The organism is Pseudomonas sp. JDS08PS003, from assembly GCF_045013505.1.
In the GTDB taxonomy this organism is placed as follows: Bacteria; Pseudomonadota; Gammaproteobacteria; order Pseudomonadales; family Pseudomonadaceae; genus Aquipseudomonas; species Aquipseudomonas protegens_B.
Genome location: NZ_CP120724.1, coordinates 2,313,780 through 2,338,527, shown reverse-complemented (window position 1 = coordinate 2,338,527; position 24,748 = coordinate 2,313,780). Strand labels below are relative to the sequence as shown.

General features: G+C 60.4%; 21 protein-coding genes. 8 read left to right on the top strand and 13 right to left on the bottom strand.

The window, feature by feature from the left end; all coding sequences use genetic code 11:
* Positions 1-22: 22 nt before the first annotated feature.
* From P7C00_RS10670 to P7C00_RS10660, 3 genes are all read right to left on the bottom strand, one after another.
* Complete coding sequence (locus P7C00_RS10670; RefSeq protein WP_404938891.1) at positions 23-1,267, bottom strand: lipoprotein-releasing ABC transporter permease subunit; 1,245 nt, start codon at positions 1,265-1,267, stop codon at positions 23-25.
* A 71-nt stretch (positions 1,268-1,338) separates the two neighbouring features.
* Complete coding sequence (gene lolD / locus P7C00_RS10665) at positions 1,339-2,022, bottom strand: lipoprotein-releasing ABC transporter ATP-binding protein LolD (RefSeq protein ID WP_404938889.1); 684 nt, start codon at positions 2,020-2,022, stop codon at positions 1,339-1,341.
* Positions 2,023-2,029: 7 nt separating this feature from the next.
* Entirely contained in the window at positions 2,030-3,280 is a 1,251-nt protein-coding gene (locus P7C00_RS10660) for a lipoprotein-releasing ABC transporter permease subunit (protein WP_102863763.1), read from the bottom strand.
* Between the two features lie 94 nt (positions 3,281-3,374).
* On the opposite strand from P7C00_RS10660, the gene P7C00_RS10655 reads away from it, so the two are divergent.
* Positions 3,375-3,962: a PilZ domain-containing protein gene (locus P7C00_RS10655; RefSeq protein ID WP_404938886.1), complete on the top strand. Its 588-nt coding sequence runs from the start codon at positions 3,375-3,377 to the stop codon at positions 3,960-3,962.
* Positions 3,963-4,011: 49 nt separating this feature from the next.
* On the top strand, positions 4,012-4,734 hold the full coding sequence (locus tag P7C00_RS10650) for a glycerophosphodiester phosphodiesterase family protein (protein ID WP_016967735.1): 723 nt from the start codon (positions 4,012-4,014) through the stop codon (positions 4,732-4,734).
* Positions 4,735-4,776: 42 nt separating this feature from the next.
* On the opposite strand, the gene sthA is transcribed toward P7C00_RS10650, so the two are convergent.
* Both sthA and P7C00_RS10640 read right to left on the bottom strand, forming a co-directional pair.
* A complete protein-coding gene (gene sthA / locus P7C00_RS10645; RefSeq protein ID WP_011060278.1) occupies positions 4,777-6,171 on the bottom strand; it encodes a Si-specific NAD(P)(+) transhydrogenase in 1,395 nt (464 codons plus the stop codon).
* Between the two features lie 201 nt (positions 6,172-6,372).
* The gene (locus P7C00_RS10640) at positions 6,373-7,293 is read right to left on the bottom strand and encodes an FAD:protein FMN transferase (RefSeq protein ID WP_346631776.1); all 921 of its coding nucleotides are present in this window, start codon (positions 7,291-7,293) and stop codon (positions 6,373-6,375) included.
* A 383-nt stretch (positions 7,294-7,676) separates the two neighbouring features.
* Between P7C00_RS10640 and P7C00_RS10635 the strand changes: the two genes are divergently transcribed.
* Positions 7,677-8,969, top strand: a complete 1,293-nt coding sequence (locus P7C00_RS10635) for an MFS transporter (RefSeq protein WP_346631777.1) — start codon at positions 7,677-7,679, stop codon at positions 8,967-8,969.
* Between the two features lie 159 nt (positions 8,970-9,128).
* On the opposite strand, the gene P7C00_RS10630 is transcribed toward P7C00_RS10635, so the two are convergent.
* A complete protein-coding gene (locus tag P7C00_RS10630) occupies positions 9,129-10,592 on the bottom strand; it encodes a glyceraldehyde-3-phosphate dehydrogenase (RefSeq protein WP_346632073.1) in 1,464 nt (487 codons plus the stop codon).
* Between the two features lie 353 nt (positions 10,593-10,945).
* Between P7C00_RS10630 and mfd the strand changes: the two genes are divergently transcribed.
* Genes mfd through P7C00_RS10615 form a run of 3 tightly spaced genes read left to right on the top strand, consistent with a single transcriptional unit; the run spans position 10,946 to position 17,674 of the window.
* Positions 10,946-14,395 carry a transcription-repair coupling factor gene (mfd, locus tag P7C00_RS10625; RefSeq protein ID WP_346631778.1) on the top strand — a complete coding sequence of 1,150 codons (3,450 nt, stop codon included), beginning with the start codon at positions 10,946-10,948 and terminating at the stop codon, positions 14,393-14,395.
* Positions 14,396-14,405: 10 nt separating this feature from the next.
* On the top strand, positions 14,406-14,972 hold the full coding sequence (locus tag P7C00_RS10620; protein ID WP_346631779.1) for a CsiV family protein: 567 nt from the start codon (positions 14,406-14,408) through the stop codon (positions 14,970-14,972).
* A gap of 11 nt (positions 14,973-14,983) precedes the next feature.
* The gene (locus P7C00_RS10615) at positions 14,984-17,674 is read left to right on the top strand and encodes an SNF2-related protein (RefSeq protein WP_404938884.1); all 2,691 of its coding nucleotides are present in this window, start codon (positions 14,984-14,986) and stop codon (positions 17,672-17,674) included.
* Positions 17,675-17,726: 52 nt separating this feature from the next.
* Here P7C00_RS10615 and nagZ read toward each other — a convergent pair whose 3' ends face one another.
* Complete coding sequence (nagZ, locus tag P7C00_RS10610; protein ID WP_404939947.1) at positions 17,727-18,725, bottom strand: beta-N-acetylhexosaminidase; 999 nt, start codon at positions 18,723-18,725, stop codon at positions 17,727-17,729.
* Between the two features lie 200 nt (positions 18,726-18,925).
* Positions 18,926-19,633 carry a TetR/AcrR family transcriptional regulator gene (locus tag P7C00_RS10605; protein ID WP_016967101.1) on the bottom strand — a complete coding sequence of 236 codons (708 nt, stop codon included), beginning with the start codon at positions 19,631-19,633 and terminating at the stop codon, positions 18,926-18,928.
* Positions 19,634-19,884: 251 nt separating this feature from the next.
* Here P7C00_RS10605 and lexA point away from each other — a divergent pair, with 251 nt between their 5' ends.
* Together lexA and sulA are read left to right on the top strand one after the other, a co-directional pair.
* Entirely contained in the window at positions 19,885-20,490 is a 606-nt protein-coding gene (lexA, locus tag P7C00_RS10600) for a transcriptional repressor LexA (protein ID WP_123724029.1), read from the top strand.
* 10 nt (positions 20,491-20,500) lie between these two features.
* The gene (sulA, locus tag P7C00_RS10595) at positions 20,501-20,974 is read left to right on the top strand and encodes an SOS-induced cell division inhibitor SulA (protein ID WP_346631781.1); all 474 of its coding nucleotides are present in this window, start codon (positions 20,501-20,503) and stop codon (positions 20,972-20,974) included.
* 106 nt (positions 20,975-21,080) lie between these two features.
* On the opposite strand, the gene P7C00_RS10590 is transcribed toward sulA, so the two are convergent.
* From P7C00_RS10590 to P7C00_RS10570, 5 genes are all read right to left on the bottom strand, one after another.
* A complete protein-coding gene (locus P7C00_RS10590) occupies positions 21,081-21,314 on the bottom strand; it encodes a hypothetical protein (RefSeq protein WP_011060267.1) in 234 nt (77 codons plus the stop codon).
* 157 nt (positions 21,315-21,471) lie between these two features.
* Complete coding sequence (locus P7C00_RS10585; protein ID WP_346631782.1) at positions 21,472-22,029, bottom strand: LemA family protein; 558 nt, start codon at positions 22,027-22,029, stop codon at positions 21,472-21,474.
* A gap of 3 nt (positions 22,030-22,032) precedes the next feature.
* Positions 22,033-23,049 carry a hypothetical protein gene (locus tag P7C00_RS10580; RefSeq protein ID WP_404938882.1) on the bottom strand — a complete coding sequence of 339 codons (1,017 nt, stop codon included), beginning with the start codon at positions 23,047-23,049 and terminating at the stop codon, positions 22,033-22,035.
* Entirely contained in the window at positions 23,049-24,092 is a 1,044-nt protein-coding gene (locus P7C00_RS10575) for a hypothetical protein (protein ID WP_404938880.1), read from the bottom strand. Before P7C00_RS10575 ends, P7C00_RS10580 begins: the two co-directional genes overlap by 1 nt.
* Before the next feature lie 50 nt (positions 24,093-24,142).
* The gene (locus tag P7C00_RS10570) at positions 24,143-24,667 is read right to left on the bottom strand and encodes a DUF6586 family protein (RefSeq protein WP_346631785.1); all 525 of its coding nucleotides are present in this window, start codon (positions 24,665-24,667) and stop codon (positions 24,143-24,145) included.
* Between the last annotated feature and the right edge of the window lie 81 nt (positions 24,668-24,748).

The window sequence follows — 24,748 nt, the reverse complement described above, 5'->3', positions numbered from 1 at the left end:
GGCTTGCCGGCGAAAGCGGATCTCAGGAATACCGCAAAGCGTGAGCCGGCTCGACTTTGGACGCGCGCCAGGCCGGATACACAGTCGCCAGGAAACTCAGAACGAAGCCGGCACCGCAGATCAGCGCCACATCCCCACCCTGCAGTTCGGAAGGCAGATTGCTGACGAAGTACACGTCGGAACTGAAAATCTGCTGGCCGCTGATCCGCTCCAGCCAGCCCACCAGCTCGCTCACGTTCAACGCCGCAATGACCCCCAGCACGCCACCAATCAAGGTACCGACAATCCCGATTACCGTGCCCTGAACCATGAAAATCGCCATCACTTGCCGCGGCGTGGCGCCAATAGTGCGCAGGATCGCGATGTCCGCGCCCTTGTCGTTCACCACCATGATCAGGGTGGCAATGATGTTGAACGCTGCCACTGCGACAATCATCAGCAGCAACAGACCGATCATGGTCTTTTCCATCTTCATCGCGCTGAACAGGCTGCCTTGGGTGTGGGTCCAGTCATCGGCCCGGAAGTCCGCACCCAAGCCCTTGGCGATATCCACCGCTACCTGTGGTGCGGCATACAGATCCTTGACCGCCAGGCGCACGCTCTGCACCTGATTGGGCTGCCAGTGCTGCATCTGCGCCGCATCGGCCATATGGATCAGGCCCATGGAGCCATCCAGTTCGGCGCCCACCTTGAACACCCCCACCACGTTCAGGCGCTGCATACGCGGGGTGATGCCCCCTGGCGCCGTGCTCACTTCAGGCACGATCAGGGTCAGCTTGTCGCCGACATTCAAGCGGAAACGCCGGGCCGTGATCTCGCCGATCACCACGCCGAATTCGCCGGGTTTCAGGTCTTGCAGGCTGCCCTGGACAATATGCTGGGCAACGATGGACACCTTGCCCTCCTGGGCCGGATCGATACCGCTGATCTGGATCGGTTGCATCGCCCCCTTGTAGGAGAGCATGCCCTCCATCTCGGTAAAGGGCACCGCCGCAGTGACTTCCGGATTCTTCAGCGCCGCAGCGGCCACTGGCTGCCAGTCATCGATGGGCTTGACCCCCACGATGGTGGCGTGAGGCACCATACCGAGGATGCGCGAGCTCATTTCCCGCTGGAAGCCGTTCATCACCGACAGCACCACGATCATCGCCAGCACGCCCAGGGCGAGGCCGATCATCGAGGTCATGGAAATGAACGAGACAAAACGATTGCGCCGCTTGGCGCGGGTGTAGCGCGTGCCGATAAAGATCGATAAGGGTCTGAACATGGGCAAGGCACCCTGGAAAAATTAATGACCCGGTGTCGACGGACAAGCCGCCGACACCGCGTGCGGCCGCATCAGATGGCGATCAGGTGACCTTCTTGCAGGTGCAGTACGCGATCCATCTGCCGGGCCAGGTTCATGTCGTGCGTCACCACCAGGAAGGCGGTACGCATCGAAGTGCTGAGCTCCAGCATCAGGTCCTGAATGCCCTGGGCAGTATGGGAGTCGAGGTTACCGGTGGGTTCGTCGAGCATCACCAGCCCCGGCTGGTTCACCAGGGCCCGAGCGATGGCTACTCGCTGACGCTCACCGCCGGACAGCTCGGCCGGCTTGTGCTCCAGGCGATGACCCAGGCCGACTCGCTCCAGCAGCGCGGTTGCACGCTGACGGGCTTCAGGGATCGGCGTGCGGCCGATCAGCAGCGGCATGCAGACGTTTTCCAGAGCGGTGAACTCTGGCAACAAGTGGTGGAACTGATAAACAAAACCCAGAGCACGATTGCGCAATTGACCCCGGGCCTTTTCACCCAGTGCCGAAAGCTCCTCGCCGGCCAGCCAGACACTGCCTTTGGTCGGTGTATCCAGACCGCCCAGCAGGTTGAGCAAGGTACTTTTGCCAGAACCGGACGTACCCACGATGGCCACTCGCTCCCCCGGATGCAGCTCCAGTTGCAGGCCGGAAAGGACCACCACAGACTCCGGGCCTTCCTCGTAGGACTTGCCCAGGTCACGGCAGCTCAGGATTGCTTTTTCACTCATGCCCAACTCACTCATAACGTAGCGCCTCCGCAGGCTGGGTGCGCGCTGCACGCCAGGCTGGATACAGGGTGGCGAGGAAACTCAGGACCAGCGCCGCACCGCAGACCATCAACACGTCCTCGGCCATCAGTTGCGACGGCAGGTAGTCGATGAAGTACACGTCGGCGTTCAGGAATTTGTGTCCGATCAGGCCTTCGAGGGCGGAGATCGCGGCGCTGACATTCAACGCGGCAAGCATCCCCAGCACAGCGCCGATCAGGGTACCGACCACACCGATCACCGTGCCCTGGACCATGAAGATCGCCATGATGGTGCCCGGCGTGGCGCCCAGGGTGCGCAGAATGGCGATGTCGCCCTTCTTGTCGTTCACCACCATCACCAGGGTCGAGATAATGTTGAACGCAGCCACCGCGACGATCAGCAGCAACAGCAGGCCGATCATGGCTTTTTCCATGCGAATGGCCTGGTACAGGTTGCCGTGGGTACGGGTCCAGTCACGAGCGTAGAAATGATTCTCACCCAGTTGCTGGGCGATTTCCCAAGCAGTGCGTGGAGCCTGGAACAGGTCGTCGAACTTCAACCGCAGGCCCTGGACCTGATCCGGCTTCCAGCGATGCAGGCGACCCAGGTCTTCAAGGTTGGTCAAGCCCAGGTAGCCGTCGATCTCGCCAGCGCCAACGTGAAAGATGCCCACCACGGTAAAACGCTTCATCCGCGGGAACATGCCGGCGGGGGTTACCGTGACCTCCGGGGCAACGAAGGTCAGCTTGTCTCCCAGGCCAACACCCAGCTTGGCGGCCGCCTTGTCGCCGATGACGATACCGAAACTGCCAGGAGCCAGAGCATCCAACTGCCCCTGCTGCATGAAGTGGTCGATGATCGACACCTGCCGCTCTTTGCCAGGATCTATGGCGTTGAGCAGCACTTTCTGCACCTGGCCATTGTTGGTCAGCAGGCCCTGCATCTGGGTGAAGGGCGCCACCGCCAGCACTTTCGGGTTCTGCTTGACCTTGTCGGCCAGGCTTTGCCAGTCGCTGATGGGTTCACCGGATTCGATGGTGGCGTGGGGAACCATGCCCAGCACGCGGGTGCGCATCTCATGATCGAAGCCGTTCATCACCGACAGCACCACGATCATCACGATCACGCCGAGGGCGAGTCCGATCATCGAGGTCAGGGAAATGAATGACACAAAATGATTGCGACGCTTTGCACGGGTGTAACGCGTGCCGATAAAAGCAAACAGAGGTCTGAACATGTCGGGGCTTGTGCAGAGGAAAAGAAGACGTCCTTGTGGCGGGGCCTGGTAAGCAGCTTTACACTCAGACCACTGCCTCTACCATGGGTTCGCCATGTCGACATTAGATGAAGAAGATCGCCGCGAATACTACCGTATCGAGGACACGATCGCACTGGAAATTAGCCCCTTGTCCGCCCACGACGCGGCGAACAAGGAAGTGTTGCAGGATGAGTCTCCGCTGTTCAATTTGCTCAGCGAACTGCACCTGAGTGAATTCGAATCCCAGCACCTGCTGCGCCAGGTCAGCGAGCGCGATCGCACCCTGGCCAGCTACCTCAAGGCCATGAACAAGCGCATCGACCTGCTCAGCCAGGTGGTGGCGCAGACGGTGTTCGGCAAGTTCGGGGAGCCGCAGCCGGTCACCCTTTCCGAAGGCGGCATCGAGTTCAACCACCATCTTAGTTATCCCAGCGGCAGCCAACTGGCAGTGAAACTGCTCTTGATGCCGCAAGCCCTGGGCCTGCTGCTGCGAGCTCGGGTTACCCATTGCGAGCCACACAGCTTCGGCACCTTCGAGATCGGCACCGAATTCGAAGCATTGACCGATGCCCAGCGCCAGCTACTGGCGCGCTATATCCTGCAAAAACAGGCCCAGCAACGCCGCCTGGCCCGGGAACAGAGTGATCCCGCCGCTGGTTGAGCCGCAAGCCTGACCCCTCTTAAGGAACAACATCCGTGAAGGAGCAATTGTGACCCTGATCTATGGCCATCGCGGCGCTAAAGGCGAAGCACCGGAAAACACCCTGACCAGCTTTCAGGAATGTCTCAAGCACGGCGTGCGCCGTTGCGAGCTCGACCTGCACCTGTCCATGGACGGCGAGCTGATGGTGATTCACGACCCGACCCTCAAGCGCACCACCGACCGGCGCGGCAAGGTGGTAGAGCATTCCGCCGCCGAACTGGTGACCTACGATGCGCGCAAAGGCGGCCCGGGCTGGGTCAGCCCCTGTCCCATTCCGCGCTTGGAAGAACTGTTCGAAAAATGCGATTTCGAACACTGGCAGCTGGAGGTCAAGAGCGCCTCGCGCACCCGCGCCGCCACCACCGTGCTGGCAATTCGGGAAATGGCCCAACGCTTCGGCCTGCTGGACAAGGTCACGGTGACCTCAAGTTCTCGGGAAGTGCTGAAAGCCGCAGTCGAGCTGACCCCGGACCTGTCTCGCGGGCTGGTAGCCGAATACGCCTGGCTCGACCCATTGAAGGTCGCCCAGAGCTATGGCTGCGAGATTCTTGCGCTGAACTGGACCCTGTGCACCCCGGAGCGGCTGCAACGAGCGCAGCGTCAGGGCTTGCATGTGTCGGTGTGGACGGTCAACGAGCCTGCGCTGATGCGCAGGCTCGCCGACTTCGGCGTAGATAGCCTGATTACAGACTTTCCCGGTTTGGCCAGCGCCACTCTCGAGAATTACTGAAATCGGTCTCCCCGGCCGGCTCAGGCCACCGGCCGGAGCCGCTCAAAAAAGCCGGTTGAGGCCGTCGTACGCCGCTACCCGATAGGCTTCGGCCATGGTCGGGTAGTTGAAGGTGGTGTTGACGAAGTACTTCAGGGTATTGAGCTCGCCCGGCTGGCTCATGATCGCCTGACCGATATGCACGATCTCCGAAGCCTGGTAGCCGAAGCAGTGCACGCCAAGGACTTCCAGGGTTTCGCGGTGGAACAGGATCTTCAGCATGCCTTGCGGCTCGCCGGCGATCTGCGCCCGGGCCATGCCCTTGAAGAACGCCTTCCCAACTTCGTATGGCACCTTGGCTTGGGTCAGCTCCTGCTCGTTCTTGCCGATGGAGCTGATCTCGGGAATGGTGTAGATCCCGGTCGGTACGTCGTTGACGAAGCGCCAGCTACCGTTGTCGACAATGCTGCCGGCAGCGGAGCGGCCCTGGTCATGGGCGGCACTGGCCAGGCTCGGCCAGCCGATCACGTCACCGGCGCCATAGATGTTTGGCACGCAGGTGCGATAGTTCTCGTCAACTTCGATCTGGCCGCGGCTGTTGACCTTGACGCCGATGTTCTCCATGCCCAGCTTGTCGGTGTTGCCGGTACGGCCGTTGCACCAGAGCAAGGCATCGGCCTTGATCTTCTTGCCCGACTTCAGATGCAGGATCACTCCGTTGTCGACACCCTCAACGCGGTCGTATTCCTCGTTGTGGCGCACGGTGATGTTGTTGTTGCTGAAGTGGTAGCTCAGGGCCTGGGAAATCTCCGAGTCCAGGAAACTCAGCAACTGGCCACGGTTGTCCACCAGCTCAACCAGCACGCCAAGACCACTGAAGATCGAGGCGTATTCGCAGCCGATGACCCCGGCGCCATAAACGATAAGTTTGCGCGGGGTGTGGCCGAGGCTGAGGATGGTGTCGCTATCGTAGATACGCGGGTGGCTGAAATCGATGTCCGCCGGGCGATACGGGCGCGAGCCGGTGGCGATGATGATGTGCTTGGCTACCAGCTTTTCCACCACGCCATTGGCACAGACCACTTCCACGGTCTGCTCGTCGGCAAAGCTGCCAGTACCGAAGAACACATCGACCCGGTTGCGGGCGTAGTAACCGGTGCGCGAAGCCACTTGTTTGGAGATGACCTTCTCGGCGCTCTTGAGCACGTCCGGGAAAGAGAACCAGCGCGGCTCGCCAATAGCCCGGAACATCGGGTTGGTGTTGAACTGCATGATCTGCCGGACCGAGTGACGCAGGGCCTTGGACGGAATGGTACCCAAGTGGGTGCAGTTACCGCCGACCTGGCGACGGCTATCGACCATCGCCACTTTGCGTCCTGCTTTCGCGGCGTTCATTGCCGCACCTTCTCCAGCGGGGCCTGAGCCCAGCACCACTACGTCGTAGTTGTAGACAGCCATGCGTACTCCTCAGAACAGGCCGAGATGCCCTTCTGGCATCTCCGGCTAAATCATGCCGCGGCCAGCGACATGAAGGATCAATTTGGCTCGGTTACGAACCCGGGCACAGTCTATAGAAGCGTCAACGCCGCGCACATTAACCCTTGGTCGCGTCGTAGGCTACTTTTGCCTGCACTACAGGGCCCACAAGCGTGCGCAGGGTTATTGTTTTTGCCCGCCCAGAAACGCATCGAAGGCCGGGTTGCTGCGTGTGACGAAACCTTTATCGGCACGCATCACAAAAAATGCGCCAATGCGGTGTTTTTCCGCGTAGTCCCAGCCCGCTTCGGGCCCAAGAATCAGTAACAGCGTCGACAGGCCATCGGCCATGAGTGCCGAAGGATGAATCACTGTCACTGAGGCCAGCTTGTGAGTGATGGGCTTGCCGACCCGGGCATCGAACGTATGGGAAAAACGCTGACCGTCCTGCTCGAAATAATTACGGTAGTCGCCGGACGTGGATACGCCATAACCGTCCAGGGCGATCACCCGCTGGGCCACCTGCTGGTCGTCCCTCGGCTCCTCCAGGGCGATGCGCCAGGGCGAGCCGTCCACCTTGTGGCCCACCGCCTTGAGCTCGCCGGTGGCCTCAACCAGAAAGTTGTCGACGCCCAATTCCGTGAGCCGGGCAGCCATTCGATCCACAGCGTAACCAGCGGCAATGCTGTTGAAATCCACCTCCACGGCCGCGTCCTTGCACAGCTGCGCACCCTCGATACGCAAGTTTCCATGCCCAACCCGCTGCTGTACCTGCGCCAACGCCGGGGCACTGGGGACCTTTTCCTCACGCCCCTGGGGGCCAAAGCCCCAGAGATTCAGCAAGGGCTCCACTGTCAGGTCGAAGGCCCCGTCACTGTCACGAGACAACTGTTCGCCGACACGCACCAATTGCAGCACCGGCTCTGGCATCGACTGGCAGCTGTTGGCCGGCAGCTCATTGAAACGCTCGATATCCGAGTCACTGCGATAGGTGGACATCTGCCGGTCGACCTCAGCGAGGATCCCGTCGATTTCGCGCTTGACCAAAGACACTGCCGGGCCATTGGAATGACGCACGTACTGTACGGAGTAGGTGCTACCCATGGTCGGACCAGAGATGCTTTCCAGGCGATCGCCACCGCATCCCTGCAAAAGCACTGCCGCCCCCCACAATGCGCCCCCTAGATACCGACACTTACCCAACAAGGCTATCCCTCCTGATCAACCGCCCCGGAGGGTCGATTCGCCACACAAGACGCCATTATGCGACAGACGGAACCTGCTCGCGCGCCTCCCCTCACCCCTCGTTTACTGCATAAGCCTTGACCTAGAGCCATCAAACCCATCCAAGAGTTTTTGTTGCCTGAAGGCCCTCATACACATATGGTTACAAAACTGTTCAGCGTGCAGCCTCGAGCCCCGACTTTGCAGTAAGGGACGCATAACGACCAGGGATTGCTAACAAGACAGCCAAAGTGAGTGAAAAAATGTCCACGACCACGGGCAAAGGCAAGGCGATCTTTCGCGTTGTCAGCGGCAACTTTCTCGAGATGTTCGACTTCATGGTCTATGGCTTCTACGCCACGGCAATCGCCAAGACCTTCTTTCCTGCCGACAGCGCCTTCGCCTCACTGATGCTGTCTCTGGCCACTTTTGGCGCCGGCTTCCTGATGCGCCCCCTGGGGGCGATCTTCCTCGGTGCCTACATCGACCGTCACGGCCGCCGCCAGGGCCTGATCATCACCCTGGCACTAATGGCCGCGGGCACCGTGCTGATTGCCTGTGTGCCGGGCTACGCCACCCTCGGCGTCGCCGCCCCGCTGCTGGTGCTACTGGGTCGCTTGCTGCAGGGCTTCTCCGCGGGCGTGGAGCTGGGCGGCGTGTCGGTGTACCTGGCCGAGATCTCGACGCCGGGCCGCAAGGGCTTCTTCGTCAGCTGGCAATCGGCAAGCCAACAGGCGGCCGTGGTGTTTGCCGGCTTGCTGGGGGTGGGTCTGAACCACTGGCTGAGCCCCGAACAAATGGGTGAATGGGGCTGGCGCGTGCCGTTCCTGGTGGGCTGCATGATTGTTCCAGCGATCTTCATGATCCGCCGCTCTCTCGAGGAAACACCCGAGTTCCAGGCCCGCAAACATCGCCCTACCTTGCAGGAAATCATCCGCTCCATCGGCCAGAACTTCGGCATCGTCATCGCCGGCATGGCCCTGGTGGTAATGACCACCGTGTCCTTCTACCTGATCACCGCCTACACCCCGACCTTCGGCAAGGCCGAGCTGCACCTGTCGGACTTCGACGCCCTGCTGGTGACCGTGTGCATCGGCCTGTCGAACTTCTTCTGGCTGCCGGTCATGGGCTCGCTGTCGGACAAGATCGGCCGCAAGCCACTGCTACTGGGCGCGACCATTCTGGCCATCTTCACCGCTTACCCAGCGCTGTCCTGGCTGGTAGCCAACCCCAGCTTCAGTCACCTGCTGATCGTCGAGCTGTGGCTGTCCTTCCTTTATGGCTCGTATAACGGCGCGATGGTGGTGGCGCTGACTGAAATCATGCCAGTGGAAGTGCGCACCACCGGCTTCTCCCTGGCCTACAGCCTGGCCACTGCGACCTTCGGCGGCTTTACTCCAGCGGCCTGCACCTACCTGATCCATGTACTGGGTAACCAGGCAGCACCGGGCATCTGGCTCAGTGGCGCGGCGGTGCTGGGGCTGATCGCTACCCTGGTACTGTTCCGTGGCAACCGCCACGAACTGCGTACCGCGCAAGCGGCTGGCGGCGCCTGATACACAGCTTCGCCGGCAAGCCGGCTCCTAAGGGATTGTGCCGGCGTGGCTTGTCGGCGAAACCTGCGGGAACGACGTTGTTGCAAGAATCGACTTGCCGGCGATAGCCGCAAACAAAAACGCCCCGACGAGTCGGGGCGTTTTCATTTCAGCTGTCGCTTAGCGTGGGAACGCTGGCGGGTTGACCCCAGCCATGTCTTCCATCACGCGTACTACCTGGCAGCTGTAACCGAACTCGTTGTCGTACCAGACATACAGAACAACGCGGTTGTCCTGAACGATGGTCGCTTCAGCGTCGACCACACCGGCGTGACGCGAACCCACGAAGTCGGTGGACACCACTTCCTGCGAGTTGACGAAGTCGATTTGCTTGTGCAGATCAGAATGCAGCGCCATGTAGCGCAAGTACTCGTTCATCTCTTCACGGGTGGCGGCTTTCTCAAGGTTCAGATTGAGAATAGCCATCGACACGTTTGGCGTCGGAACGCGGATCGCGTTACCGGTCAGCTTGCCGGCCAGCTCAGGCAGGGCCTTGGCAGCAGCGGTAGCAGCACCGGTCTCGGTGATGACCATGTTCAGCGCAGCGGAACGACCACGGCGATCGCCTTTGTGGAAGTTGTCGATCAGGTTCTGGTCGTTGGTGTACGAGTGAACGGTTTCGACGTGACCATTGATGATGCCGAACTTGTCATTCACAGCCTTCAGCACCGGCACGATGGCGTTGGTGGTGCAGGAAGCGGCGGACACGATCTTGTCGTCAGCGGTAATCTCGGCATGGTTGATACCGTGCACGATGTTCTTCAGCTTGCCTTTGCCAGGCGCGGTCAGAACAACGCGGTCGATACCCGGGCAGGCCAAGTGCTGACCCAGACCATCGGCGTCACGCCATACACCGGTGTTGTCCACCAGCAGCGCGTCTTTGATGCCGTACTGGGTGTAATCCACCTCGGTCGGGTTCTTCGCGTAGATCACCTGGATCAGGTTGCCGTTGGCGGTGATGGTGTTGTTTTCTTCGTCGATGGTGATGGTGCCGTTGAACGAACCGTGCACCGAATCGCGACGCAGCAGGCTGGCGCGCTTGGTCAGGTCGTTTTCGGCGCCTTTGCGCACGACGATGGCACGCAGACGCAGGCCGTCGCCACCACCGGTTTTCTCGATCAGGATGCGCGCCAGCAGACGGCCGATACGACCGAAACCGTACAGCACCACGTCAGTGCCTTTGCGAGCCGAAGCATTTTGCTGGCCAACCACATCAGCCATTTCTTCGCGAACGAACTGCTCGGCGCTGCGGCCATTGCCTTCGTTACGGAATTTGAACGCCAACTTGCCCAGGTCTACCGAAGCCGCGCCGAGCTTGAGCTCGCTCATGGCTTTAAGCAGAGGGAATGTTTCGTGGACGGAGAGTTCGCTATCGTCGGAGGAACGGTGGCGAGCAAAGCGGTGGGCTTTGAGAATCGCGATGACAGACTGGTTGATCAGGCTGCGGCCATAGATCGAGCTCACCACATTGTTATTGCGGTAAAGCTGACCGATAAGCGGAATCATCGCTTCTGCGAGTGCTTCACGGTCGATCCATTCACCAAGACACTGGTCGGGCTTCTGAGTCACGGGAACCTTCCACATGTAGGGGCAGAAAAAAGGGGCTACATTATGACGCCGAGTCCCTCTCGTAGCAATGCGCGCCTGTCGTGCAGAAGGTAACAAAAAGCCCTTGCAAAAAAATATCACTGCGCTACAGCCCAGTAAAACCGGGGCTTCCAGCACCGTCAATTTTTTGAACATGCCGGCAACCTGTCTGTAACCCTCCGTAACACCAGCCCGATCCGGCACTACATTTCGCTGTAAAAAGCGCATTTTGTTGTCATAGCCACTACATTTCCCCTAACCGGCGTAATAGACGCATCAGCCACTGACAGTGGCCGCCCGGGACCGTTACAATTACCGACTTTGTCGCAACGCTTGGAGCTTGACCGTCCGTGCCCGTCCTGCGTCTACCGCTACTCCCTGCCGCCGCCGGTAAACAGCATTGGGGCAATCTGCCCGGTGCCGCCCTGAGCCTGGCCATCGCCGAAGCCGCCAGCGCTGCCAAGCGCTTTACCCTCCTGCTGACTGCCGACAGCCAAAGCGCTGACCGGCTGGAACAGGAGCTGAGCTTCTTCGCCCCGGATCTGCCGGTGCTGCATTTCCCCGATTGGGAAACCCTGCCCTACGATCTGTTCTCGCCCCATCAGGACATCATTTCCCAGCGCATCGCCAGCCTGTATCGACTCCCGGAACTGGAGCACGGTGTGCTGGTGGTGCCGATCACCACCGCCCTGCACCGCCTGGCGCCGACCCAGTTCCTGCTGGGCAGCAGCCTGGTGCTGGACGTTGGCCAGAAGCTCGATGTGGAACAGATGCGCACCCGCCTGGAAGCCAGCGGCTACCGCTACGTCGACACTGTCTATGAACACGGCGAATTCACCGTGCGCGGCGCCCTGATCGACCTGTTCCCCATGGGCAGCAAGTTGCCTTACCGCATCGACCTGTTCGACGACGAAATCGAGACCTTGCGTACCTTCGATCCGGAGAACCAGCGCTCCATCGACAAGGTCGACTCGGTGCGCCTGTTGCCGGCCAAGGAATTCCCTCTACAGAAAGAAGCGGTGACCCGTTTCAAGGCGCGCTTTCGCGAACGCTTCGATGTGGACTTCCGCCGCTGCCCGATCTTCCAGGACCTGAGCAGCGGGATTACCCCGGCCGGTATCGAGTACTACCTGCCACTGTTCTTCGAAGACACCTCGACCCTGTTCGACTACCTGCCCCAGGACACCCAGGTGTTCTCCCTGCCGGGCATCGAGCAGGCCGCCGAAAACTTCTGGAACGATGTGCGCAACCGCTACGAAGAGCGCCGCGTCGATCCATCGCGCCCCCTCCTGCCTCCAGCAGAACTGTTCCTGCCGGTGGAAGACTGCTTCGCCCGCCTGAAAAACTGGCCGCGCGTGGTGGCCAGCCAACAGGATATCGAGACCGGCGTCGGCCGCGAACGTTTCCCAGCCCACGAATTGCCCAACCTGGCCATCGAGGCCAAGGCCAACCAACCGTTGGCGGCGCTCTCGGGCTTTCTTGACGAATTCCCCGGCCGAGTGCTGTTCACCGCCGAATCCGCCGGCCGCCGGGAAGTGCTGCTGGAGTTGCTGGAACGCCTCAAGCTGCGGCCGAAGACCGTCGACAGCTGGCCGGATTTCGTCGCCAGCAAGGAGCGCCTTGCGATCACCATCGCTCCACTGGACGAAGGTTTGGTGCTGGACGATCCGGCCCTGGCCCTGGTGGCGGAAAGCCCGTTGTTCGGTCAGCGAGTGATGCAGCGCCGGCGCCGGGAAAAACGCGCCGATGCCAACAACGACGCGGTGATCAAGAACCTCACCGAGCTGCGTGAAGGCGCGCCGGTCGTGCACATCGATCATGGTGTCGGCCGCTACCTGGGGCTGGCCACACTGGAAATCGACAATCAGGTCGCCGAATTCCTCACTCTGGAATACGCCGAGGGCGCCAAGCTCTATGTGCCCGTGGCCAACCTGCACCTGATCGCCCGCTACACCGGCAGCGACGATGCACTCGCCCCACTGCACCGCCTGGGATCGGAAGCCTGGCAGAAAGCCAAGCGCAAAGCCGCCGAACAGGTGCGGGACGTGGCGGCCGAGCTGCTGGACATCTACGCCCGCCGCGCCGCCCGGGAAGGCTATGCCTTTGCCGACCCTAAGGCCGACTACGCCACCTTCAGCGCCGGCTTCCCCTTCGAGGAAACCCCGGACCAGCAAAGCACCATCGAGGCCGTGCGCGAAGACATGCTCTCGGGCAAACCGATGGACCGACTGGTCTGTGGCGACGTGGGCTTCGGCAAGACCGAAGTGGCCATGCGCGCCGCTTTCATTGCAGTCCACGGCGGCAAGCAAGTGGCAATCCTGGTACCTACCACCCTGCTCGCCCAACAGCACTACAACAGCTTCCGCGACCGTTTCGCCGACTGGCCGGTGACCGTGGAAGTGATGAGCCGCTTCAAATCGACCAAGGAAGTGAATGCCGCAGTGGCGGACCTGGCCGAAGGCAAGATCGACATCGTCATCGGCACCCACAAGCTGCTGCAGGACGATGTGAAGATCAAGAACCTGGGGCTGGTGATCATCGACGAAGAACACCGTTTCGGGGTGCGCCAGAAGGAACAGCTCAAGGCCCTGCGCAGCGAAGTCGACATCCTCACCCTGACCGCTACGCCGATCCCTCGGACCCTGAACATGGCGGTCTCGGGCATGCGAGACCTGTCGATCATCGCCACGCCACCGGCGCGACGCCTGTCGGTGCGCACCTTTGTCATGGAGCAGAACAAGAGCACGGTCAAAGAGGCCCTGTTGCGAGAACTGCTGCGTGGCGGCCAGGTGTACTACCTGCACAACGACGTGAAAACCATCGAGAAATGCGCCGCCGACCTGGCGGAACTGGTGCCCGAAGCACGGATCGGCATCGGCCATGGGCAGATGCGCGAACGCGAACTCGAACAGGTGATGAGCGACTTCTACCACAAGCGCTTCAACGTGCTGATCGCCTCGACCATCATCGAGACCGGGATCGACGTGCCGAGCGCCAACACCATCATCATCGAGCGCGCCGACAAGTTCGGCCTGGCCCAACTGCACCAGTTGCGTGGCCGGGTCGGCCGTAGTCACCACCAGGCCTACGCCTACCTGCTGACACCACCGCGCCAGCAAATCACCCCGGACGCCGAAAAGCGCCTGGAAGCTATCGCCAACACCCAGGACCTGGGGGCCGGTTTCGTGCTGGCCACCAACGACCTGGAAATTCGTGGCGCCGGCGAACTGCTGGGCGACGGCCAGAGCGGGCAGATCCAGGCTGTGGGCTTCACCCTTTATATGGAGATGCTCGAGCGCGCGGTGAAAGCCATCCGCAAGGGCGAGCAGCCGAACCTCGACCAGCCTCTGGGGGGCGGCCCGGAAATCAACCTGCGCCTGCCGGCACTGATTCCCGAGGACTACCTGCCGGATGTCCACGCCCGCCTGATCCTCTACAAGCGCATCGCCTCGGCGACCGACGAGGACGGCCTGAAGGATCTGCAAGTGGAGATGATCGACCGCTTCGGCCTGCTGCCCGAGCCCACCAAGAACCTGATCCGCCTGACCCTGCTGAAACTCCAGGCCGAAACCCTGGGAATCAAGAAGGTCGACGGCGGCCCTCAAGGCGGGCGCATCGAGTTTGCCGCGGATACTCCAGTGGACCCATTGGCGCTGATCAAACTGATCCAGGGCCAACCCAAACGCTACAAATTCGAAGGCGCAACCCTGTTCAAGTTCATGGTGCCAATGGAACGCCCGGAAGAGCGCTTTAATACACTGGAGGCGCTGTTTGAACGCCTCACCCCGAAAACTGCTTGAAGGACGCCCCATGCGCCTGTTCCGCTCCCTGACCCTGCTCCTGACTCTGGTCGCGCCGATGGCGTTTGCCGACGACCTGTATCAGGTGGAAATGATCCTTGTCCGGCAGAACGCCGAGCCGCAGATCCTCAGCCGTGCCGCCCCGGAAGACTGGGCCACCGGCGCTCAACATCTGAGCCCGGACAGCCAGCGCACCCCATCCCTGGGCGGGATCGTCGAGAAGCTCAATGCCAGCGGCAACTACAGCGTGCTGCTGCACAAGGCCTGGCAGCAGACCCTGGGGGAAACCCCGGTCAAGGTGGCCCTCAGCGACGGGCCGGAACAATTCGGCCAGTTCCCCATCGAAGGCACCCTGAACCTCAAGCTCGGGCGCTTCACTGATGTGGACGCGGATTTCTGGATCAACCAGATCGACAGCAATGGCCTGGTGACCCGTAGCGAGCGCCTGAAGCAGCAAAGTCACACCAAGAACGGTCAGCTCAACTACCTGGATAACGGCCATCTGGCGCTGCTGATCAAGATCACCTCGCTCACCGCACCGGCACCTCGCCCTGCTCCAACTGAAATACCGGACTGATCGAAGTCCCTATGACCCCGCCCCTGACCAAACCCCTGGCCCCATCCTGGGTCAATCGCTTCAAGGAACAAACCTTGGAGCGCGGCCGGCGCTACACCCTGGAAAGACGTGTACGCATCGTTACCGCTGGAGACAGCGCTATCATCGCCAGTTGCGAAGGCTCCGGAGGCAATGTCTATCGGCAGAACATCAGCCTGCGGGAATCGAGCAAGGGCAACCTGCTGCTGATCGACGCCCATTGCACCTGCCCGGTCCGCAGCAACTGCAAACACATCGCCGCCGTGCTGCTGCAAGTGGAAGAAACCCTGGCCTTCCCCGCCGCAGCCAAGGATGCCGAACTGCTGGAAAAGCTCTCCGCCGTCCTCGACAGCCGCCGCCCCGCCGCCCTGCCACAGCACTTGCTGGATGATGTTCAACCCGTACCGCGCCTGTGGCTGGCAAGCATCGAATTCAGCGCCTTCGAACCACGCAACGGCAAGATGCAACGCTATATCCAGCACCGTGCCGCACTGTCATTCAACTACATGGGCGAGTACGTCAGCGGCCAGAAGAATGCCGATGTGATCATCCGCCAGGAACATCAGACCCTGCGCATAAAGCGCCACCCTGAGCTGGAACAAGGCTGGCGCGAACAGCTGCGAAACCTGGGTTTCAAGATCGCCACTCGGCAGAGCAAGGCATTACCGGAAAGCGCCGGCGAGTTGTTCGAGATGGTCAACGACAGCGCCTGGCTGACCTTCACCCTCAATGAGCTGCCCAAGCTGCGCAACCGGAACTGGGAGCTGCAGATCGACGAAGGCTTCGGCTTCGACCTGACCGCCGTGGACGACTGGTACGCCAGTGTCGACGAAGCCCCTGGGCGCGACTGGTTCGACCTGGAGCTGGGGATCATCGTCAATGGCGAGCGTCTGAGCCTGCTGCCGATCCTGCTCAACCTGATGCGCTCCCACACCGAGATCCTCAACCCGGAGCGCCTGGCCAGGCGCCGTGACGACGAGTTGATCCTGGTGAACATTCCCAACCGACCCAACTCCTTGCACGGCCCGCTGCAAGTGGCACTGCCCTACGGCCGCCTGAAACCGGTGCTGGCAACCCTGGGGGAGTTCTATCTGCAGGAGCCCGGAGAAACCACCCTGCGCCTGAGCAGCGCCGATGCCACACGCCTGAACCCACTGCAGGACCTGCCGCTGCTCTGGGAAGGCGGTGAACATATCCGCACATTTGCCCAGCGCCTGCGCGACATCAAGGACTACTCGGCGCCGGTACCGGAGGGGTTGAATGCCACCCTGCGCCCCTATCAGCAGGAAGGCTTGAGCTGGATGCAGTCCCTGCGCCAACTGGAAGTGGGCGGCATCCTCGCCGATGACATGGGCCTGGGCAAAACCCTGCAGACCCTGGCGCATATCCTCAGTGAGAAAAACGCCGGCCGCCTGGACCGCCCTTGCATGGTGGTCATGCCCACCAGCCTGATTCCCAATTGGCTGGACGAAGCGGCGCACTTCACTCCCCAGCTCAAGGTGCTGGCACTGCATGGTGCCGGGCGCAAAAAACACTTCAAGCAGTTGGCCGAATACGACCTGTTGCTGACCACCTACGCATTGCTGCCCAAGGACGTCGAGCTGCTGGCAGCCCAGCCCTTGCACATGCTGATTCTGGATGAGGCTCAATACATCAAGAATCCGTCGAGCAAGGCTGCCCAGGCCGCGCGGGAGCTTAATGCCCGACAGCGTCTGTGCCTCTCCGGCACGCCCCTGGAAAACCATCTGGGTGAACTCTGGTCGCTATTCCACTTCCTGTTGCCGGGCTGGCTCGGCGACGCCAAGAGCTTCAACCGCGACTACCGAGTGCCCATCGAAAAGCACGCCAGCGAAGTGCGCCTGCAGCACCTCAACGGCCGGATCAAACCCTTCCTGCTACGCCGTACCAAAGAGCAGGTGGCCACCGAGTTGCCGCCCAAGACCGAGATCATCCATTGGGTCGAGCTCAACGAGGCGCAACGTGATGTCTACGAAACCATGCGCCTGGCCATGGACAAGAAAGTCCGCGACGAGATCACTCGCAAAGGCGTGGCGCGCAGCCAGATCATTATCCTCGAAGCCCTGCTCAAGCTGCGCCAGGTGTGCTGCGACCTGCGCCTGGTCAACGACTCGCCCCCGGCACGGGGCAGCTCGTCGGGCAAACTCGACAGCCTGATGGAGATGCTTGAGGAGCTGTTCGAAGAAGGCCGGCGCATTCTGCTATTTTCGCAGTTCACCTCGATGCTGAGCCTGATCGAAGCCGAGCTCAAACGACGCAAAATCGCCTACGCCCTGCTCACCGGCCAGACCCGGGACCGGCGCACGCCAGTGCGGGATTTCCAGAGCGGCAAGCTGCAGATCTTTTTGATCAGCCTCAAAGCCGGCGGCGTAGGTCTCAACCTCACCGAGGCCGACACCGTGATCCACTACGATCCATGGTGGAACCCGGCGACCGAGAGCCAGGCCACCGACCGTGCCTACCGCATCGGCCAGGAAAAACCGGTGTTCGTCTACAAGCTGATTGCCCGGGGCACCGTGGAGGAGAAGATCCAGCTCCTGCAACAAGAGAAGTCGGACCTGGCGGCAGGCGTGCTGGACGGGCGCAAGGCCGGCGACTGGAAGCTGCAGAGCGAAGACATCGAAGCCCTGTTCGCCCCGCTGCCGGACAAGAAAGCCGGCCGCTGACCCAATGTGGGCACCCGGGAGTTGCTCCTGGCGCCCATTTAGTCAGGCGTCCTCAGTCAATCAACTGGGCAGCCCTCAACGCCTCCAGGGCCTTGAGCCAGCGAGGGTCCTGCTTGTACTCGACATTGGCAAACGCCTGGCCACGCATCCGTGCAATGCGCGGCGACGGCTGCACTTTAAGGCGTTGAGCCGCGCTCAATGCCAACTCGGCCGCAGCACGGTCATTACACACCAGGCCCATGTCACAACCGGCGCCAAGAGCAGCTTCGATCCGGCTCGCGGCATCCCCCACCACATGAGCGCCGGCCATGGACAAGTCATCACTGAAGATCACCCCGTCAAATTGCAGTTCGCCGCGCAGGATGTCCTGCAACCAGCGCCGAGAGAAACCGGCCGGCTGGGGGTCGACTTGCAGGTAGATCACATGAGCCGGCATCACTGCCGCCAGCTGCTTGCTCAGACGAGCGAACGGCAGCAGGTCCTTGGCGCGAATCTCATCCAGGCTGCGCTCGTCGTTGGGGATCGCTACATGGGAATCGGCCTCGGCCCAGCCATGTCCGGGGAAATGCTTGCCCGTGGCCGCCATCCCGGCGCTGTTCATACCGCGGATAAAGGCCCCGGCCAACAGCGCCGCGCGCTCCGGATTCCCCTCGAAAGCCCGACTGCCCACCACCGCACTACGCTGATGATCAAGGTCCAGGACCGGAGCGAAGCTCAGATCCAGCCCCACCGCCAGCACTTCAGTGGCCATGATCCAGCCACACTGTTCAGCCAGGTACTCGGCATTCGGGTTGTCCGCGAGTGCGCGCATGGCCGGCAGACGAACAAAGCCCTGGCGTAGCCGCTGCACCCGGCCGCCTTCCTGATCCACCGCCAACAGCAGGTCTGGACGGATGGCGCGGATCGCCGCACTGAGCTCGCGCACCTGGCGCGGATGCTCGATATTGCGAGCAAAGATGATCAATCCACCCACTTCCGGCTGACGCAGGAGTTGGCGATCTTCAGCCGTCAGCCAGGTACCGGCGACGTCCACCATCAAGGAGCCTTGCAGGCCAACGGTCATAAAATTTCCTTAAACACAAATGCGCGCGCCATCAACGATGGCTTCCTGGAGACGCAGGCAGGGCCGCATCCGCGATGGGCACGACCGAACCGATCGACATCGACGAGAGGAAAGCACAGGGGGTAAAAACGAGAATCGGCATGGGCGGCTAGCTTAGCGGATGTAAGCTGTCGCGCCCACCCGTGAGGTCAAGCCTTGGCGACTGCCGGGGCCGACTTGCTACGCGGCTTGAGCTGAGCGCTAGCCATGGCTTCGTCCGTGACCCCGGTTTCGGCACGCATGCCGGCAGCGAGGAACGGCACCATCAGCCGCATCACCTGCTCGATGGAGGTATTGACCCCGAAATCAGTCTCGGCGATGGCGCGCAGCGCCTTGATCCCGGACATGCTGAAGGCCGCAGCACCCAGCATGAAGTGCACACGCCAGAACAATTCGATGGGAGGAATACGCGGCGCTGCTTCGTTAACCAGCAACATATAGCGGCGGAATACTTTGCCGTACATGTCTTCCAGATAACGCCGCAAATGGCCCTGGCTCTGACTAAAGGCCAGTCCCAGCAGACGCATGAAAATCGACAGGTCGTTGCCGCTACGAGGCTGCACCACCAGCGCCTGCTCGACGAGGATTTCCAACAGTTCCTCAAGACTCGGCTTGCTGTCCGGTTTTGACTGACGCCGCTCCAGCTCGCGATCAAGACTGATGCAGAAAGGCCCAAGAAAGCGCGAGAACACTGCCTGGATCAACGCCTTCTTGGAACCGAAATGATAGTTGACTGCCGCCAGGTTGACCCCGGCCTTGCTGGTGATCAGCCGCAACGAGGTTTCGGCAAAACCTTTTTCCGCGAACAACTGCTCGGCAGCATCGAGAATGCGTTCAACGGTTTCCGACTGGGCCATGGCTACTCCGCCTGACAAACACTTGTTTGAAACATACGTTTCAGGCTCTGCAATGTCAAGCCTGCCAGCCTCTGCAGAGACCGTTCGGCGCGCTATTTAATCATACCTGCCGACCTCTGTAGCCAGGCATCGGCGACGGATTCCACCATCAGGATGACGACCGCCCGGCCGACCCGGGAAAAAGGAGGATTGCCAAGTGACGTTCACTGTATATAATCCCAGTCACTGTATAAAAAGACAGAGCGATCGACATGCTAAAACTGACGCCACGCCAAGCTGAGATTCTGGCTTTTATCAAACGCTGCCTTGAAGACAACGGGTATCCCCCCACACGCGCCGAGATTGCCCAGGAGCTGGGCTTCAAGTCGCCCAACGCCGCCGAAGAACACCTCAAAGCCCTGGCCCGCAAAGGCGCCATCGAGATGACTCCGGGAGCCTCTCGCGGCATCCGTATCCCCGGCTTCGAAGCCAAAACCGACGACTCGCTGCCCATCATTGGTCGTGTTGCCGCCGGCGCCCCCATTCTGGCCCAGCAGCACATCGAAGAGTCCTGCAACATCAATCCGACCTTCTTTCACCCTCGCGCCGACTACCTGCTTCGGGTCCAAGGCATGAGCATGAAGGACATCGGCATCTTCGACGGCGACCTGCTCGCGGTGCACACCACCCGCGAAGCCCGCAATGGCCAGGTTGTAGTCGCACGGATCGGCGACGAGGTAACGGTCAAACGCTTCAAACGCGAAGGCAGCAAAGTCTGGCTGATCGCCGAGAATCCGGAATTTGCCCCCATCGAAGTCAACCTGAAAGATCAGGACCTGGTGATCGAAGGCTTGAGTGTCGGCGTCATTCGCCGCTAAAGGAGGCTCCATGCAGTTCCCCCAGACACCACAGCAAGCACAACTGCCACTGTTCGAAGCGTTCCTGGCCCAGCCACTGGCGCCTGTACTCAAGGAAGCAGTCGAATCGCCCTGGAACAAAGATCCAGAAGCCTTCAGTGAACTGTCGTTACGCGGCGCCACCGGGAACTGCCTGAACCTTCTGGCCCCCATTCTCAGGGAGCTGAGCCAGGATCAGGACGCTCGCTGGCTGACCCTGATCGCCCCTCCATCCAGCCTGACCCAGAGCTGGTTGCGAGAGGCTGGACTGAATCGCGAGCGCATCCTGCTGCTGCATCCACGGGGCAATCAAAGCCCGCAGCAGCTGGCCTGTGAAGCCTTACGACTGGGCCGCAGCCATACCGTGGTCAGTTGGCTGAACCCGCTAAGCGGCAGCGCCCGGCAACAACTGATCAGCGCCGCACGCACGGGTGATGCGCAAAGCCTGAATATTCGCCTGGGATAAACACCGGGAAGTCGCTGTAAATGCGCTTGAATGACGCGAGGCTTCTCCAGGATTGAGAAGCCGAAATAAATATGACGAATAACCGGAAGAAAACCGATAAACGGGCTTAGTGGAGAACCCGTGGACCGTCTTCTTTATCGATTTCACCTTCAACCAGGCGTCCGGCCATCTGCACGCCGACGCTCAACATGGCCTTGGCCACTTCCACATGCTGACCTTGCAAAAAGGCTTTGGCATCCTCGGAGAAATCCAAAGTAACCAGAGAACCCTCGTCCTCAGCTCTGCGCAGCTCGATACGGCCGTCTGGCAATTCGACAATTTCTAGAAAGGACGTTGGCATAAAGGTCTGGTCTCCACGAAAGGCGGGGATTATATCAGTCATAACCCCAGCCTCGCTCAGGATCTTGCATGGCAGCGGCTACTGCTCGACGCTCCCCTTCCCTTCTCCACCCGATGAACGCTAACCCGAACCTGCCACAGAGGCGCAGCAGAGCCCCTCAGAAATTCGGCTTGTATTCAAAACCCGCCGACGCCTGGCTGTCGGAAAACGGCGTGACCCGTGACTTTCTCAGGGTCAACCGATTGACCAGCGAGCCGGGAAACAACTGAATGCTGTTATTGAAATGCTCCACATTCAGATTGAACAGTGTAATGGCGCCGCTGACATTGCTTTCCTGCTCGGCAACTTCACGCATCAAGTTGTTCATCAGCCCAGCGGACTTGAGCTCAGGATAGGCTTCAAACGCCAGATTCAACCCTCCCAGCAACGCCTTGGTACCCTGATCCACCGACTTCAGCGCATCGCCATCCGCCACAGACGGCAAGCTGGCGATAGCGCCACGGAGCCCGACTATTTTCTCCAGCAACTGGCTCTCATAAGCCTGAAAACCGGCCACTTGCGGCTCAAGCACATCCAGCACCTTGATCTTCTGCCTCTGGTAGGTCAGCACATCCGACCAGGCCCGCTGCACACGGTTATATGCACCGACGATCTTGTTGTAATGCACATAGGCAAGAACACCCAAGACAATCGCAATGACTAGCAACAACTCCATAACCTACTGCTCCATATCATCAGTGACTGTCAGCGGAAGCTCGAAATTGTTGTCCTGCAACTCCGCCAACTCGTGCACAAGGGCCAGAACCGGAAACAGGTTCGGCAATTTCAGCCCCTTCTCGATCTTTGCGTAGAAGCCCGGCAGATCCTCTAGGGTTCCCGGGTCCTGATAGGCCATGACTTCGGCATCATCGAAGCTCAGGCACAAGTGGCCCTGGCTGGAAAACTCCAGATTCACGTTCTTCAGCCGCTGGCAAAGACTCAGCAAGAAAACCAGGGTGGTGGGCGTTGCGAACCTCGCGCAGGCCAGCTCGCTATCGCCACAAAACATGAAAGTCCTGTTGAAGTCATCGAAGGTGGTCTCGAAAACCTTGCGCTTGGCAACTTTCTTATCCGGGAGATTGCTGCGCACTGCCACGCCCTTCACCCAGGGGAAGTCCACTACCAGGCTGAAGCGATCGAAGCTCTCGTACACCCGCTCGGACTCGCCATCGGATTTGTTCTTGATATGAGAGTTCACATAACGCAGGTGGTGAAAGACAAAAGACAGCTCATGCCGAGCTCCCTGATAGGTTCCCTTGGCCGAAGCCTCGATGCGACGACTGTCATTGCCACGGTCATAGTCGTCAAACTCATCACTCAGCTGACTGAAACGCTCATCAGCTGATCCACCCGGGTCCCACAGACCATTACTGAGGAACGAACACTTACGAGCTATCTTCTTCGGCAGCTCGTCAAAGGCTGCCTTACGGCTCATCCAGATGTACAGACTGGCAAAACCCAGGCACGCCGCAACAAACACCATCGGGATCACACCGGCCATCGCAGGCACGGCCGCAGCAATAGCCAGCATCAACAGCACCAGGGGCTGGGCATGATCGAACGCCACCCCCCCCTTGAAGGTACGGAGCTTGTCGATGACCTTCAGCAGATCCTCGTTGGACCTGGCGCGCGCAACTTCCGAATCGCAGTTGGCCAACAACCGGACCAGCTCGGCATCATGCTTGAGAAACTGCATCACTTTTCCTTGATCAATTCGCCGGGTTCAGCAGCCTGTGGAACGCTAGCAGGAACAACATGACCGTCGTGCTGCTGGGCCAGCCGCTCTATCAGCCCCAACAACGGATACAACTTCGGCAACTCGATGCCAGCCTCGATCCGCTCACGAAAGACCGCCAGATCACTCAACAACCCCGGATCGACATAAGCCATGGTGTCTTCATTGTTGAAGCTCAGGCAGAGCCGTCCCTGGCTGGAGAACTCCAGATTGACCCCATGGAGCTGACGCGAAAGCTCCATCAACAAATCCAGCGTCGCAGGCCTGGCGAAGTGCTCGCAAAGGGCCGAGTCCATGCCGCGCAGCACAAAGGTTTGATTGAAATCGTCGCGGTCGGTCTTGAAGGGCTGTCCCGACAGCTGTATTTCCAAGGGACTGGATCGAACCGCAATCTCCCTCACCCAAGGAAAATCCACCACCAGACTGTAGCGGTGGTAGTTCGTGTAAACCGTCCTGAAGTCTCCGCTGGCCCCGCGCTCGCGACTGGAGATCACATATCGTAGATGGTGATACTCGAATGCCAGCGAATGCCACTCTCCTCGATACACCCCCTGGAGCGAGTCCAGGATACGGCGCCGCTCACTCTCGCTGCCCCGCTGGTAATCGGTGAACTCGTTGTCCAGTCTCTTCAGGCGCCAGTCAGCGCTACTGTCGAGTTCGCTCAAATCGTTGCCCAACATCATGCACTTGCGGGTAATGCTCGCCGCCAGATCCGTCAACGTCCCAGAGACGCCTTTGCTGACCCGGTAGCTGAAGAAACAAAGAGCCACAAACACCCAGAACATCCCGCCCATGCCATCCATCAACAACCCAGCCGCGAGCGCGGCAAACGCCAGCACCAAGAGCGTTATTGATTGCACATGATCGAATTCCAGGCCGCCGGGGAATATCTCCAGCCGGTCGAGCACTTCCAGCAGATCCGTCTTGGACTGAGCGTTGATGACTCGCATCTGGCAATCGCTCAGCAGGCGAACCAGCGCCTGGTCACGCAAGAAGAACAACATGAATCTTCCTTGATCAATTAAACGCGCCGCGCATCAAGCGACGCTAAGGTTCAACACTCGTTCAAGCCGTCACGAAAGCGAATGGCCAGGGCCTTGAGGTTTTGTCGCCAGCTTTCCAGCTCTTCACGACTCAACTCCTCTTCCGACTCCTCTTCATTCAGGTTGACCGCCACAATCAGCGGCTGAGTCACGTCCCCCTTGGGCTTGTGCGGCGCACGCGGCGGCTGGAACAGCTCCCCGTAAGCGGACAACAATTGCGCCAGCCAGGTTTGCGGGCTATGCGCCAGTTCCACCAATTCCGCCAGTTCGGGAATGGCAATGCTCTGCAGCACTTCACGATTGAGGATCTGCTCGACCCGGGGAGCATTGGCCTGGGGCAAGCGGTAGAAGCCGGCAATCTCGTGACAAAGCCCCAGCAAGGCTCCATAGAGATGAAACAACACCGACTCGCGCCCGGCCTGGACCAGCGCCTGGGCGTTCATCGCCCGCCCCTCTTCAGCCCGACCCAGGGCTTCCAGGGACAAGCCGGCAAAGTAGATCTTCTGATTGGTACGGGTATAGAGCTCGTGGGCCATATAGGCAGCCTCCACTATAGGAAGAGAACCGGATGCGGATGGCACAGTTTCAAGGATCACTCCAACTTGCCGCAAGACAAA